Below are 13902 nucleotides of genomic sequence, written 5' to 3'. Positions count from 1 at the left end.
CTAAGCCGCCTCAGCCGGCACCGCCTCATCCCGCACGCAAGGAAGCCACACTTGCATGGAAGTTCCCCGCCCGGGTTCACTATTCACGTCGATCCTGCCGCCCAATTCGGTGATGTACTGCAGGGTCTCGTAGGCGCCGATCCCCATTCCGGCGTCCTTGGTGCTCTGGAACGGTTTGAACAGGCGTTCGCGTACAAACTGTGCGGACATTCCACACCCGTTATCGGCGACTTCAACACACGCCACGCCAGCCTGTTCAAACACCCTGATTCCCACAATACCATCGTCACCAGTGGCATCGATCGCATTTTGAACGAGATGCCCGATCACCCGTTCGATCCGCTCCGGATGCGCCATTGCCACTGGAGAGCTTTCTTGAACCACCTTGACGGCCGGGCGCTGATGCCGCTTGGAGTCGGCTATACGTTGCGCCAGTTCAGCGAGCGCCACCGGACGCCGCATATCGATCGAGCGCTTTTCCTGCAACTGGGACATCAAGGCCTTCATGCGTTCCTGCACGTGCCTCACCGTGTCGAGCATGTCCTGCTGGAACTCGGGGTTGTCCTTGTGTCGGTCTGCGTTACGCAACATCAGCTGCAGTTGGGCGACCAGATTCTTCAAATCGTGCACGACAAACGCAGACATGCGATTGAAGGCATCGAACTTCTGCGCCTCCAGCAGCGCTTCGGTCGCCTGATGCCTTCCCAGGTGGACCGCGGCCTGGCGCGAAGCCGTCTTCAAGAGGTCAAGAACCTCCCAGTCAACATCAATCGTCGTTCGCGCAGTCATCAGGACAACGAATCCGACCAGCTCGACTTCGACGAACAGGGGAACAATCAGCCACGCGTCGGGCACCTGTTCCAGCCATTCGGGTGGCGAGAATCCCTCGTAGATCGAAGGCTGGCTGCGCACCTCAGCCAGATCCACAATCCATCCACGCGACTGAAGAAACTGTGCAAACGGGCCGCCGACAGGCTCTGACGCATCGACCTGCACATGATTGAGCCGACCAAACGGCACGAAACGCCCATTGTGATCCTTGAGCCACAGAAGGCCGCCCGGACTTTCGACAAGATCGGCAAGACCGCGAATGACCGCCGCGGCAAGATCTGCGCTCGCGCCCGAGACAGCCAGGGACTGTGTAAATCGCAACCACTCGGCGCGATAGTCATAGCGATAACTGAAGAAGTGCTTTGACAGCAGAACGCGAAGCCGTGCGCGGAACGAGCCGGAGAACAGCACGATCGCGCAACCCAGCAACCCGCTGAACAGCAGCAGCACCTGCAGCGCGCCGCCCCACTCCCCACCAAAATAGCGCACCCAATACCCTGCCGCCGCGACGACGAGCAAAAAGACCCCCGCGACGCCCAGCGTGGCCGAGTGGAAGACCACCTCTCGCGACACACTGATGCGGAAATTCCACTGCCGACTGCGACCCGCAGATATTGCCACCAGAATCATGGATGCCGACCAGACGAATCCCCTGACGCCCCAGAGGGTCAGGTCGATACGCCGGAACATGAAGGCGTCTGCGGCAACATAGGTATCGAAGAAGAACGCGCCAATCAGGCCGATCGCGAGCGGCTTGATGCCCCAGCGCGACTGCTCGGGGAAGTTGCGATAGAGCTGCTCGATAGTCACCAGGCCCGCAACGGCACTTGCCAGCGCAAGTACGGTGGAGACTTGCCCTCCTAGCACACCGGACAATAGCCCGTTTGCACCAAGGAGTTCACTGAGGAAGCGGAGGCCAAGGATCGCGAGCGTGACCTGACGTACCTGCACAAGCGGACGCGGCAGATCTGGTGCCCCCGCCTGAAGCAGCGACAGCAGGAACAGGAGCCATGCGGCGATCCTCAGGCAGTCGAGCATGCCGACGAAAGCCCACGATAACCACGATGGCTCCAGGGAGAATCCGAGCCCAGCCGCAGCCCAGGCCAGGCTCGCTGCGACCGCGTAGAGCAGCAACGCCCCCTGGCGACCTCCTCGCCAACTCAGTCGAAGGTGCAGCCCGACCAACACAAAGACAATCGCGGCAATTCCGAATCCGGTTGCCGCAATGCCCGCAGGAACAGCGTTCATCGCCGCCCCCTTTGTTCATGCCACCCGCAGGCAGCAGCGCGAAAAGTCACTCTCAATGAGCCCCTTCGCCGGTGAGCACAACACGAACCGTTTCGGCGAGGATGAGAACATCAAGAAACAGCGTGTGATTCTTGACGTAATACAGGTCGTACTGGAGTTTCTGCACAGCATCATCAACCGTTGATCCGTACTGATAACGCACCTGCGCCCAGCCTGTTAATCCCGGCTTTACGCTATGGCGAACCGCAAAGAACGGAATGTCGCGCGCGAGCTGATCCACGAAATAGGGACGTTCCGGGCGCGGACCGACTAGGCTCATCTCGCCGCGAATCACGTTCAACAGCTGCGGCAACTCGTCGATCCGCGTCTTGCGAATAACCCGTCCCACCCGGGTCACCCGATCATCCTTGGCCGACGCCCAGCGAGGCTTGCCGTCCTTTTCCGCGTCGGTCCGCATGCTGCGGAACTTGATGACGTGGAACACTCGCCCGCCGCGGCCGACCCGCTCCTGCGTGTAGAAGATCGGCATCCCGGACTCAATCGCTATCGCCACTGCGGTCACCAGCATGATGGGCAACGCCATCAACAGTATCGCAGCGCCCACCACCAGATCGAATGTCCGCTTGATGGCTGACCGCAACCAGCCCTGACGGAACCCTTCTCCGTAGATCAACCAACTGGCCTTGAGTGAGTCGATGCGCACCTGCCCACGCACGCGTTCGTAGAACGACGAGAGGTCAAGCACCTTTACGCCAGCAAGTTTGCAATCGAGCAGTTGCTTGAGCGACATTGAACCGCCACGCCGCTCGCGGACTGCAACGATGATTTCATTCACGTCGTGCGCCCGCACCGCTTCAAGCAGCGAAGCGTTCGAAGGCAGGATGCGGTGATTCGATACCGCCACATCGTCGTTGTTGACGGCGGGGTAAAACCCGATGACTTGAAGGGCACGCGAATGCAGATTGCGAAGACTGTGATCGACAGCGGCCGCTTCATCACCCGTTCCGATCACCATCACGCGCCGACGCCAGAGGGGTTCGCCCGCAGCGCCGACCACGAAGCCTCGTAGCGCGAGAATCGAGCCGAGAATCAGCACCACGGTCAGTTCGCCCTGACGCTGGTCGAACGAACCCCACGGCAATACGCGAAAAACGGCATACGCGATAGGGATGCTCGCCAACAGCGAGAGGAGAATGCGCGCCAGCGTGTCGTAGAGGCTCGACGTTGGCCCTCCGCGATAGAGCCCGAGTGCGCTGTTCAACATGATCATGATGGTTGCGAAAATCAGGGCGGACGGCGCAACCGACTCGACCAATGCAACCCCGCCGCTGAACTGGGCTGCAGCGGCGATAAGGATTGCCGCGAACAACAATACGCTGTCGAAGAGAATCTGCGCGAATGCGTTCGCAGGCACGTAGTGATTGAAGAGTCGCAGCATTTTGTCTCACCTCTGCGCTGGCATTCCCATATCAGGATCGGCCACGCTCTATTTCTTGGATGAGACTGACGATACCCGAGGAGCCGCTACATCGGCGTGAAGGACATCACGCCCCAACACGGACAAGGCGCCGCACCCTTTCGTTTATAATCAACAACTTAGAACAAACCCCCAACATTCACCGCCGCTTCGCGTGGCGCTTTTCACAGTGCTTAGCAAGTCCTTTGGGGCCGGCGCAAAACCACCCACGGACATTGATCAGGCCCTGCTGAGGCCCCAAGCCGAGCCCCACCCCTCCAAGCCCCATCGGATCAAGAGCAGCCGACAGAACCCTCAGAGGCACCCAAACGAGACTCCGCTTCGCAGGCAGATCGCCACAGAAATCGCCACCTGCACCCCGGTGCTAAACTTCGTCGCCGGAATTCACCGAGAGCAAGGCCGCATGAGCACAGCACATCGACCAACACCAACCGGAATGGTCTTTCTCGTCGGTGCAGGCCCAGGAGAAGCGGACCTGCTGACCGTACGCGCCGCGAGAATCATCGCGACGGCAGACGCCGTGGTGTACGACCACTTGGTGGGGGATGGCGTGATGGCGCTGATTCGCGCCGACGCCGAAAAGATCTACGTCGGCAAGCAGGCCGGAAATCACACGCTTGCCCAGAACGCGATCAATGAACTACTGGTGCGACTGGCGAAGGCCGGCAGGCAAGTGGTGCGCCTCAAGGGTGGGGATCCATTCATCTTCGGACGCGGCGGAGAAGAAATCCTGCAACTGACCGAGTCCGGCATCCCGTTCGAAGTCGTCCCGGGCGTCACTGCCGCCAGCGGCGCCGCGGCCTTCGCCGGCATCCCGCTGACACACCGTGAAATCGCGCGCACCTGCGTCCTGGCGACGGGGCACTTCCATGACGGAACGTGTGATCTTGACTGGCAAAGTCTCGCCCGCCCGGATCAAACGATCGTGATCTACATGGGCATTGGCGCGCTCGGAGTGATCAGCGAAGCACTCATCCGCCACGGCTTGGCGCCAGACACCCCCGCCGCAGCGATCCGCAACGCCACGCTGCCAAGCCAACAAACCGTAGTTGGAACGCTGGCAGATCTGCCGCAGCGCGTTCAGGTTGCCGAACTCAAACCGCCCGCCCTGCTGATCATCGGCGGCGTCGTAGCGCTACGCGACCGGCTCAACTGGTTCGAGCGGGGTGCGGCAGAAGCGTAGGGGAATACATCGAAAAAGGTGCTGCCGGGCATTGTAGCTGCCGGATCCCATCAACCCGGCGTATGCCGCCGGCTTGTCAGACCTCTACGCGCTCAACACGCAGATCAACCTTGATCGGCGCGCCCTGAGTCAGCACCCGGTGCGTCGTCGTGTTGGCATATAGCAGCTTGCCGCCGTACGAAATGCGCGCCGACAGCACATAGGTACGCTGCTGATCGATGCGTGCGGACGGAACCGAAATCTCGAATGGAATCGGACCGTCTTCCTCGGCGGACAAGCGCATCCGCGCCAGAACCTGCGCCGGAGCGCCGGATTTGGAGATATCGGTCAACTCGATGTCGATCACGGCTTGCGGCGGCAAAGCCATGCCGTCGCCGTAATTGATACGACCTCGAACGGTGGCGTGAGCGGTTTCCGGCAGGGAACCGACTCCGGCCATTGCGAGGGCGAGCACGGCAAAAGCGGTGCGTCGCCGGGCGTTTGGTTTGCCTGCAGCCATGGGACTCAATAAAATCAGGGGTTCGACGCGTATCTGGGGGCGGGCCCTGCGATTTCAAGCGTCGTGAAGTGGTGCCGGGAGAGGGACTCGAACCCTCACAGTGTTACCACCGGCGGATTTTGAATCCGCTGCGTCTACCGATTCCGCCATCCCGGCGCGGAAAGTCGATCATTATCCCGGAAATCCGCCCCCCTATCAAGCAAAGCCCATGCCCTTAACTGTTTCAGAGTTTGATTTCGATCTGCCTCCCGAATTGATCGCGCAGGCGCCACTGGCCGAACGCAGCGCGAGCCGTTTGCTGCATGTCGGGCAAGACGATCTGCAGGATCTGGGCTTCAAAGCGCTGCCCGATCTGCTGTCGCCGGGCGATCTGCTGATCTTCAACGACAGCCGCGTACTGCACGCCCGCCTCTACGGCCGCAAAGCGACCGGCGGCGAGGTCGAGATCCTGATCGAGCGCCCGCTCGGCGACCACGAGGCCCTTGCGATGATCCGCGCGAGCAAATCACCCAAGCCCGGCACCCGGATCACGCTGATGGATGCATTCGAGGTCGAAGTGCTTGGGCGCGCCGGCGAGTTCTTCCACTTGCGCTTCCCGCCCGGCGCCACCGTGGTCGACTGGATCGAGCGCTACGGCCGCCTGCCCTTGCCGCCTTATATCGACCGTGCTGCCGCCGAAGCAGACGAAACGCGCTATCAGACTGTGTATGCGCAGGCGCTGGGATCGGTTGCGGCGCCGACGGCGGGCCTGCATTTCGACGAGGCGCTGCTCGCACAGCTCCGCGAGCGCGGCATAGAGACCGCAGCGGTCACACTGCATGTCGGCGCGGGCACATTCCAGCCAGTCCGCGTCGAACACATCGCAGACCACGTCATGCACACCGAGTGGTACATCATCCCGCAGGACGCGGTGGATGCGATCGCACGCACCCGTGCGCGCGGTGGCCGCGTCGTCTGTGTTGGCACCACCAGCCTGCGGGCTTTGGAATCGGCGGCCCGCGGCGGCGAACTCCAGGCCGGCGCCGCCGAGACGGACATCTTCATCACACCCGGCTTCAATTTCCGTGTCGCCGACGCGCTGATCACCAATTTCCACCTCCCCCGTTCGACCCTGCTGATGCTGGTCTCCGCTTTTGCGGGGCAAGCGCGCATCCTGCAGGCGTACGGGCATGCCATCGCCAACCGCTATCGTTTCTTCAGCTACGGCGATGCCATGCTGCTTGAGAAAGCCCCGACATGAAATTCGATCTGCTCTGCACTTCGGGCGCCGCACGTCGCGGCCGCCTGCAACTGAACCACGGCATCGTCGACACGCCGGTTTTCATGCCGGTCGGCACCTACGGCACGGTGAAGACGATGAGCCCACACGAACTCGACGACATCGGCGCCCAGATCTGCCTCGGCAACACCTTTCACCTGTGGCTGCGGCCGGGCATGGAAGTGATGCAGACCTTCGGCGGGCTGCACGATTTCATGGGATGGCGCAAACCGATCCTCACCGATTCCGGCGGATTCCAGGTGTTCTCGCTCGGCGCACTGCGCAAGATCACCGAGGAGGGCGTCAAGTTCAGCTCTCCGATCGACGGCGCCAAGCTGATGCTGACACCCGAAGAGTCGATGCGCATCCAGCGCGGGCTGAACTCGGACATCGTCATGATCTTCGACGAATGCACGCCCTACCCGGCCGACCACGCCACCGCGGCAGCGTCGATGCGCCTTTCGATGCGCTGGGCACGCCGGTCGCGCGATGAGTTCGACAGACTCGACAACCCCAACGCGCTGTTCGGCATCGTCCAGGGCGGCATGCACGAGGATTTGCGTGACGAGTCGCTCGCCGGGCTCAGCGACATCGGATTCCACGGATTCGCCATCGGCGGGCTATCGGTCGGCGAACCGAAGGAAGAGATGGAACGCATCCTCGCCTACACCGCGCCCAAACTGCCCACCGACAAACCGCGCTACCTGATGGGGGTCGGCACGCCGGAAGACCTGGTCTATGGCGTTTCACGCGGCATCGACATGTTCGACTGCGTGATGCCGACCCGCAATGCGCGCAACGGCTGGATCTTCACCCAATGGGGCAACCTCAAGATCCGCAACGCCAAACACCGCAACGATCCGCGCCCGATCGACGAGGCCTGCGGCTGCTATACCTGCCGCCACTTCTCGCGCGCCTACCTGCATCACCTCGATCGAGCGACCGAGATGCTCGGCTCGCGGCTGATGACGATCCACAACCTTTACTACTATCAGCAACTGATGCGCGAGATGCGCGAGGCCATCGACGCCGACCGGTTCGACGCCTGGGTGCCGGAATTTCACGCCCGGCGTGCGCGCGGGATCGACTGATCCTGCTCAAGCCGCTTTCCTGCGGCGAACCGGGCCAAGCGGGCGAATCACACGGCACTGCTATACTCGGCGGTTTGAATTGATCCCAACCTTTCGGAGTGTAACGTGCTGATTTCCAACGCCTACGCCCAGACCGCGGGCGCCGCGGCCGACCCCATGGGCGGCATCATGGGCATCCTGCCCCTGATCCTGATGTTCGGGATCCTCTGGTTCCTGATGATCCGCCCGCAAATGAAGAAGGCCAAGGAACACAAGGCTGTTCTCGATGCGCTGCAAAAGGGTGACGAGGTTGTCACCCAGGGTGGCATCGCAGGCAAGATCGCCAGCGTCGGCGAAAGCTATGTCCGCGTCGAAGTTGCCGACGGCGTCGAACTGCTGGTGCAAAAGCCTGCCGTCGCCACCGTATTGCCCAAGGGCACGCTGAAGAGCGCCTGAGCCATTCATCGGCCGGGAGGCCTGTGAGCCTCCCGCCGCCTGCCCCCTCGCCCGGTCCCAAACCATGAACCGTTACCCCCTCTGGAAGAACCTCCTGATCCTGGTGGTTCTGTTCTTCGGCATCCTCTACACGCTGCCCAACTACTTCGGCGAAGTGCCCGCGGTTCAGGTGTCGAGCGCCAAATCGACGATCCGCCTGACGGAGTCTGCCAAGGCCACCGCCGAACGCGCGCTGGTCGACGCGAAGATCCCCTTCGACGGCATCTTCTTCGACAACAACTCGGTGCGTGTTCGACTGCGTGACACCGACTCGCAGATCAAGGCGAAGGACGCGCTCGAGCACGCCTTCAACCCGGACGCCAACGACGCCGGCCACACCGTTGCACTCAACCTGCTGTCAGCGAGCCCGAACTGGCTCAACGCGATCCATGCGCTGCCGATGTACCTCGGCCTGGATCTGCGTGGCGGGGTGCACTTCCTTTTGCAGGTCGACATGAAGGGCGCGATCACCAAACGCCTCGATTCGATCACTGGTGACATGCGCACCATGCTGCGCGAAAAGGATCTGCGTCATGGCGGCATCGTGCGCGACGGCGAATCCCTGGTGGTGCGCTTCCGCGACGCTGCGTTGCGCGACAAGGCGCGCGACGTCATCCGCGATCGCCTGCCGGAACTGCAACTGGCCGACAAGACTGAAGGCGAGGAGCAACTGATCGTTGCCACGCTGAAGGAACAGTCCAAGCGCACGATCCAGGAAGACGCGATCAAGCAGAACATCGTCACGCTGCACAACCGTATCAATGAACTGGGTGTCGCCGAACCGGTGATCCAGCAGCAAGGCGCCGACCGCATCGTGGTGCAACTACCCGGCGTGCAGGACGTCGCCAAGGCCAAGTCGCTGATCGGCCGCACCGCCACGCTGGAAGTACGCATGGTCGACGAAGCCGCGACCCAGAGCGGCAGCAGCGTGGGCGTTGATGTCGTGCCGGAACGCCGTCGCGATGGCTCGGTGATCCCGATCGCCGTGAAGAAACAGATCGTGCTCACCGGCGACCGCTTCAACGGCGCGGACGCCACCTTCGACAACAATCACCAGCCCGCCGTCGCGGTGAGTCTCGACGCCGCCGGCGGCCGCATCATGCGCGACGTGACCCGCGACAGTATCGGCAAGCGCATGGCGATCATCCTTTACGAGCGCGGCAAGGGTGAGGCCATTTCGGTCGCGACGATCCAGGGCGAATTCAGCAATCGCTTCCAGATCACTGGCCAGTTCAGCGCCGAGGAGACCACCAGCCTCGCGATCCTGATCCGCTCCGGTTCGCTGGCCGCGCCGATGGACATCATCGAAGAGCGCACGATCGGCCCGAGCCTGGGCGCCGACAATATCGCCAAGGGCTTCAAGTCGACGATGTGGGGCTTCATCGCCATCGCGATCTTCATGGTGATCTACTACATGGTCTTCGGCCTGGTTTCGGTGATCGCGCTGGGTTCGAACCTGTTGCTGCTGCTCGCGCTGCTGTCGCTGCTGCAAGCCACGCTGACGCTGCCCGGCATCGCCGCTATCGCGTTCACGCTGGGTATGGCGATCGACGCGAACGTGCTGATCAACGAGCGGATTCGCGAAGAGCTGCGTAACGGCTCGACGCCGCAAGCGGCGATCGCAGCGGGCTACGAGCGCGCCTTCGGCACGATTCTCGACTCGAACGTAACCACGCTGATTGCCGGTATCGCGCTGCTGATCTTCGGTAGCGGCCCGGTGCGCGGCTTCGCGGTCGTGCATTGTCTGGGCATCATGACTTCGATGTTCAGCTCGGTGATGGTCTCGCGCATGGTGACGAACTTCATCTACGGCGGCCGTCGCAAGCTACAGTCGATCGCGATCGGCCAGATCTGGCGCCCCGCCGCCGAAGGCAAGGAATAAGTACTGTCATGCGGGCGGCAAACGCCGCCCGCCCCCTGACCCTGTTTCATAACGGAAGCCAAAATGGAATTCTTCCGCATCAAGAAAGACATCCCGTTCATGCGGAATGCGTTGATCTTCAACGTCATTTCGCTGATCACCTTCCTCGCGGCCGTATTCTTCCTCGCGACGCGCGGCCTGCACTTCTCGATCGAGTTCACCGGCGGTACGGTCCTCGAAGTGAACTACGCCACCGCGCCGCAGCTCGAACCCATCCGGTCCGCGCTCGCAAAGGATGGCTTCGTCGACTTCCAGGTGCAGAACTTCGGCAGTTCGCGCGATGTGATGATCCGTCTGCCCAACCGCGAAGGCGAATCGAGCGCGCAAATCTCCGAGCGTGTGAAGACGACGCTGGCCAAGGTCGAAGGCCCTGCCGCCGAACTGCGCCGCGTCGAGTTCGTCGGTCCGCAAGTCGGCAAGGAACTCGCATCGGATGGCGCACTGGCCCTGCTGCTGGTGGTTGCCGGCATCGTCGCCTACCTCGCCGTGCGTTTCGAGTGGCGGCTTGCGGTCAGCGCAATCATCGCCAACCTGCACGACGTCGTGATCATCCTGGGCTTCTTCGCCTTCTTCCAGTGGGAGTTCTCGCTGCCGGTGCTGGCGGCGGTGCTCGCGGTCCTGGGCTATTCGGTGAACGAATCGGTGGTCGTGTTCGACCGCGTGCGCGAAACCTTCCGCAACAGCCGCAAGCGCGGTTTGTCAGTGTCCGAAGTCATCGACCACGCGATCACCTCGACGATCTCGCGAACGATGATCACGCACGGCTCGACCGAAATGATGGTGCTGTCGATGCTCGTCTTCGGCGGCCCGACGCTGTTCTACTTCGCGCTCGCGCTGACCATCGGCATCCTGTTCGGCATCTACTCGTCGGTGCTGGTCGCCGCACCGCTGGCAATGTGGCTGGGCGTCAAGCGCGAACAGTTCATCATTCAGCCGAAGAAGAAGGAAGAAGCGGTGGTCTGATCCGACACCGCATCGCCATGAAAAAGGGCCGCTCACGCGGCCCTTTCTCTTTTCCCTCCGGAGAAATATCTCAGCGGCCGTAGGTGTCCTCGAAGCGCACGATGTCGTCTTCACCCAGGTACGAGCCGGACTGCACCTCGATGATTTCGAGCGGCACCTTGCCCGGATTCGCAAGACGGTGGGTATGCCCGAGCGGAATGTAGGTCGACTCGTTTTCCGACAGCAGGAAGACCTTGTCGCCGTTCGTCACTTCGGCGGTGCCCTTGACCACGATCCAGTGTTCGGCGCGGTGATGGTGCATCTGTAGCGACAGCTTCGCTCCCGGATTCACGACGATGCGTTTGACCTGGAAGCGCTCGCCATTGTCGATCGAGTCATACCAGCCCCACGGGCGGAACACCTTGCGGTGAAGGTTCGCCTGCGTGCGCCCTTCTGCCTTCAGGCGGGCAACAATCTTCTTGACGTCCTGAGTATTGCGCTTGTGCGCCACCATGACGGCATCGGGCGTTTCGACGACGACCATGTCCTTCAGGCCTATCGCAGCGACGAGCCGTGACTCGGCCATCACCATGGTGTCTTCGCTCGATTCGAACATCACGTCACCGCGCCCGACGTTACCGTCCGCATCCTTTTCGCTGACTTCCCACAGCGCGTCCCAGGCACCGACATCCGACCAGCCGGCCGCCATCGGTACCACGACGCCACGCCCGAGTTCCGGCGCGGAAGCGAGCTTTTCCATCACGGCATAGTCAATCGAATCCGAGGGGCTCGACAGGAAGGCTGCCTTGTCGGCGCGCACGAAGTCCGCGTCGTCAGTGGCGCCCGCCATCGCACGGCGACAGGCATCGGCCATCGCCGGGTTGAAACGCTCGATCGCCGCAATCCAGCGCGAAGCCTTAATGACGAAGATGCCGCTGTTCCACAGGTACTGCCCGCTCGCCACATACTCGGCAGCCTTTGCGGCATCCGGTTTCTCGACGAACGCGTCGAGCCCTCGCGCACTCTGCGCGCCCGCCAACTTCTCGCCGGCGCGGATATAGCCATAACCGGTCTCGGGGCGATCCGGCACGATACCAAAGGTGACGAAGGCACCCTCGGCCGCCAGCGTGGCGCCTTCTGCAATTGCGGCCTGGAAAGCGCCGAGGTCCGGGATCACATGGTCGGCCGGCATTACCAGCAGCACCGGGTCCGAACCGTCAGCAACCGCGAGCAGCGCGGCGAGCGTCAACGCCGGCGCGGTGTTGCGGCCGGCCGGCTCGAGCACGATGCGCCCGCGCTTGCCCAACTGGCGCAGTTGTTCGGCGATCACGAAGCGGTATTCCTCGTTGCTGACAACGATCGTGTTCGCCACGACGTCGCCCGCAAAACCGTCGAGGCGGCGGGCGGTTGCCTGCAGCAGCGTGTCGCTGCCGGTCAGCGCCAGCAATTGCTTCGGATATTGCTCGCGCGATGCCGGCCACAAGCGGGTGCCCGAGCCACCGGACAGGATTACAGACTGGATGCTCATCGTTGTTTTCCTTAAGCGGGGGAATTCTTCTGGCCAGCTTCCGGAGTCGCATAGCCGTTTGGGTTCTGTTGCTGCCAGCGCCAGGTGTCGGCACACATCGCATCGAGATCGCGCGTCGCGCGCCAGCCCAGCAGCGATGCGGCATGCGCCGGATCGGCGTAACACGCCGCGACATCGCCGGCGCGTCGCGGTGCAATGCGGTAGGCCACCGGGCGCCCGCTGCCACGCTCGAACGCGCGCACCATGTCGAGCACGCTGTAGCCCTGCCCGGTTCCAAGATTCACGGCGAAACAACCGGCCTCACGCCGCAGGCGTTCGAGTGCGCTGAGGTGACCGAGGGCCAGATCGACGACATGGATGTAGTCGCGCACACCGGTGCCGTCAGGCGTCGGATAGTCGTTGCCCCACACGTTGAGGAACTCGCGACGCCCGATCGCGACCTGCGCAACAAAGGGCATCAGGTTGTTCGGGATGCCTTGCGGGTCTTCGCCGATGAGTCCGCTCGCGTGCGCGCCGACCGGATTGAAGTAGCGCAGGATTCCAATACGCCAGGCCGGATCGCTGCGTTCGAGATCGCGCAGCATGTCCTCGATCACAAGCTTGGTGCGGCCATACGGATTGGTCGCGGAAAGCGGATGATCTTCGGTCAACGGCAAACGCTGCGGGTCACCATAGACCGTCGCCGACGAGCTGAAAACCAGCGACTTCACGCCGCATGCGTTCATCGCCTCGAGCAGGCGCACGGTGCCGACGACATTGTTGTCGTAGTACGCGAGCGGCTTTTCAACCGATTCGCCGACTGCCTTGAGGCCGGCAAAGTGGACCACCGCCTCTGCACCGGATTCGCGCAGTGCGCACTCCAGAGCGGCACGATCGCGGATGTCGCCGCGCACGACGCGCAGCGTGCGCCCAGTGATCCGCTCGACGCGCGCAAGGGCCTCCGGATGACTGTTGCAGAAATTGTCGAACACGGTCACGTCGAAACCGGCCTGAAGCAGTTCAACGCAGGTATGCGAGCCGATGTAGCCGGCCCCACCAGTCACGAAAATCATCAGGGATCCTTAAGAAACACAGCTTCCAATTGTCATCGCCCGGATCGAAAACACACAGGAGATGCTTCACGCAGTTCGCCCGCGACGCAAACATTCCGACTCGCAAAGCCGGATTAGCATGAAACGCGCCTGCAACATGCGAGGCATAAGGTCAGCGAACAGATTACCCAGAAGAGGTTCAACCATGATGACGCTGGCCCCCCTCCCTCTTGACCGGCGCGGCGAAGCGGCAAACGATCCGCTCCTGCGCATCAGTGACGCCGAGTTGATGCGCGCGATGCGCAATGCCCAATTGCATGAGCACGAGATCGATGACCCGTGCGACGACGATGATCGCGATGAAGAAGGCGTGAGCTGGATCGTCTGAGCGCAGTCACTCGTCGGCAAATCCGGCCGCA

Annotated in this window: 12 protein-coding genes and 1 tRNA gene; 7 read left to right on the top strand and 6 right to left on the bottom strand. The window is 62.3% G+C overall.

Annotation, left to right across the window (positions count from 1 at the left end; translation table 11 throughout):
- On the bottom strand, positions 1-2079 hold the full coding sequence (prsK, locus tag GGR36_RS20805) for an XrtA/PEP-CTERM system histidine kinase PrsK (protein WP_183638157.1): 2079 nt from the start codon (positions 2077-2079) through the stop codon (positions 1-3).
- 52 nt (positions 2080-2131) lie between these two features.
- Positions 2132-3517 carry a TIGR03013 family XrtA/PEP-CTERM system glycosyltransferase gene (locus tag GGR36_RS20800; RefSeq protein WP_183638154.1) on the bottom strand — a complete coding sequence of 462 codons (1386 nt, stop codon included), beginning with the start codon at positions 3515-3517 and terminating at the stop codon, positions 2132-2134.
- 442 nt (positions 3518-3959) lie between these two features.
- Here GGR36_RS20800 and cobA point away from each other — a divergent pair, with 442 nt between their 5' ends.
- On the top strand, positions 3960-4739 hold the full coding sequence (gene cobA / locus GGR36_RS20795) for a uroporphyrinogen-III C-methyltransferase (protein ID WP_183638316.1): 780 nt from the start codon (positions 3960-3962) through the stop codon (positions 4737-4739).
- 76 nt (positions 4740-4815) lie between these two features.
- Here the strand turns inward: cobA and GGR36_RS20790 are convergent, their stop codons facing one another.
- Positions 4816-5238 (bottom strand): YbaY family lipoprotein, encoded by a 423-nt coding sequence (locus GGR36_RS20790; protein ID WP_183638151.1) that lies wholly within the window; start codon positions 5236-5238, stop codon positions 4816-4818.
- A 69-nt stretch (positions 5239-5307) separates the two neighbouring features.
- Positions 5308-5394, bottom strand: a tRNA-Leu gene (locus GGR36_RS20785).
- 52 nt (positions 5395-5446) lie between these two features.
- On the opposite strand from GGR36_RS20785, the gene queA reads away from it, so the two are divergent.
- The 5 genes from queA (at position 5447) to secF (ending at position 10945) form a co-directional block, all read left to right on the top strand.
- Positions 5447-6478, top strand: coding sequence for a tRNA preQ1(34) S-adenosylmethionine ribosyltransferase-isomerase QueA (gene queA / locus GGR36_RS20780; protein WP_183638148.1), 1032 nt, complete (start codon positions 5447-5449; stop codon positions 6476-6478).
- Complete coding sequence (tgt, locus tag GGR36_RS20775; RefSeq protein WP_183638144.1) at positions 6475-7587, top strand: tRNA guanosine(34) transglycosylase Tgt; 1113 nt, start codon at positions 6475-6477, stop codon at positions 7585-7587. The genes queA and tgt overlap by 4 nt, the downstream gene beginning before the upstream one ends.
- Before the next feature lie 105 nt (positions 7588-7692).
- Positions 7693-8022 carry a preprotein translocase subunit YajC gene (yajC, locus tag GGR36_RS20770; RefSeq protein WP_183638141.1) on the top strand — a complete coding sequence of 110 codons (330 nt, stop codon included), beginning with the start codon at positions 7693-7695 and terminating at the stop codon, positions 8020-8022.
- 64 nt (positions 8023-8086) lie between these two features.
- Entirely contained in the window at positions 8087-9943 is a 1857-nt protein-coding gene (gene secD / locus GGR36_RS20765; RefSeq protein ID WP_183638138.1) for a protein translocase subunit SecD, read from the top strand.
- A gap of 63 nt (positions 9944-10006) precedes the next feature.
- Positions 10007-10945 carry a protein translocase subunit SecF gene (gene secF / locus GGR36_RS20760; protein ID WP_183638135.1) on the top strand — a complete coding sequence of 313 codons (939 nt, stop codon included), beginning with the start codon at positions 10007-10009 and terminating at the stop codon, positions 10943-10945.
- Between the two features lie 70 nt (positions 10946-11015).
- Here the strand turns inward: secF and GGR36_RS20755 are convergent, their stop codons facing one another.
- Positions 11016-12452 carry a mannose-1-phosphate guanylyltransferase/mannose-6-phosphate isomerase gene (locus GGR36_RS20755; protein WP_183638133.1) on the bottom strand — a complete coding sequence of 479 codons (1437 nt, stop codon included), beginning with the start codon at positions 12450-12452 and terminating at the stop codon, positions 11016-11018.
- 11 nt (positions 12453-12463) lie between these two features.
- On the bottom strand, positions 12464-13504 hold the full coding sequence (gene galE / locus GGR36_RS20750; RefSeq protein WP_183638130.1) for a UDP-glucose 4-epimerase GalE: 1041 nt from the start codon (positions 13502-13504) through the stop codon (positions 12464-12466).
- Between the two features lie 184 nt (positions 13505-13688).
- On the opposite strand from galE, the gene GGR36_RS20745 reads away from it, so the two are divergent.
- Positions 13689-13871 carry a hypothetical protein gene (locus GGR36_RS20745; protein ID WP_183638128.1) on the top strand — a complete coding sequence of 61 codons (183 nt, stop codon included), beginning with the start codon at positions 13689-13691 and terminating at the stop codon, positions 13869-13871.
- The last annotated feature ends 31 nt before the right edge of the window (positions 13872-13902 follow it).

The sequence above is a fragment of the Niveibacterium umoris genome (genome assembly GCF_014197015.1).
Lineage (GTDB): Bacteria > Pseudomonadota > Gammaproteobacteria > Burkholderiales > Rhodocyclaceae > Niveibacterium > Niveibacterium umoris.
The sequence above is the reverse complement of the archived record's forward strand: the minus strand, read 5'-3'. Positions and strand labels throughout refer to the sequence as shown.

Coding starts and splice junctions, on each gene's coding strand:
- prsK (WP_183638157.1), bottom strand. CDS start 2,079: ATGAACGCTGTTCCTGCGGGCATTGCGGCAACCGGATTCGGAATTGCC.
- GGR36_RS20800 (WP_183638154.1), bottom strand. CDS start 3,517: ATGCTGCGACTCTTCAATCACTACGTGCCTGCGAACGCATTCGCGCAG.
- cobA (WP_183638316.1), top strand. CDS start 3,960: ATGAGCACAGCACATCGACCAACACCAACCGGAATGGTCTTTCTCGTC.
- GGR36_RS20790 (WP_183638151.1), bottom strand. CDS start 5,238: ATGGCTGCAGGCAAACCAAACGCCCGGCGACGCACCGCTTTTGCCGTG.
- queA (WP_183638148.1), top strand. CDS start 5,447: ATGCCCTTAACTGTTTCAGAGTTTGATTTCGATCTGCCTCCCGAATTG.
- tgt (WP_183638144.1), top strand. CDS start 6,475: ATGAAATTCGATCTGCTCTGCACTTCGGGCGCCGCACGTCGCGGCCGC.
- secD (WP_183638138.1), top strand. CDS start 8,087: ATGAACCGTTACCCCCTCTGGAAGAACCTCCTGATCCTGGTGGTTCTG.
- secF (WP_183638135.1), top strand. CDS start 10,007: ATGGAATTCTTCCGCATCAAGAAAGACATCCCGTTCATGCGGAATGCG.
- GGR36_RS20755 (WP_183638133.1), bottom strand. CDS start 12,452: ATGAGCATCCAGTCTGTAATCCTGTCCGGTGGCTCGGGCACCCGCTTG.
- galE (WP_183638130.1), bottom strand. CDS start 13,504: ATGATTTTCGTGACTGGTGGGGCCGGCTACATCGGCTCGCATACCTGC.
- GGR36_RS20745 (WP_183638128.1), top strand. CDS start 13,689: ATGATGACGCTGGCCCCCCTCCCTCTTGACCGGCGCGGCGAAGCGGCA.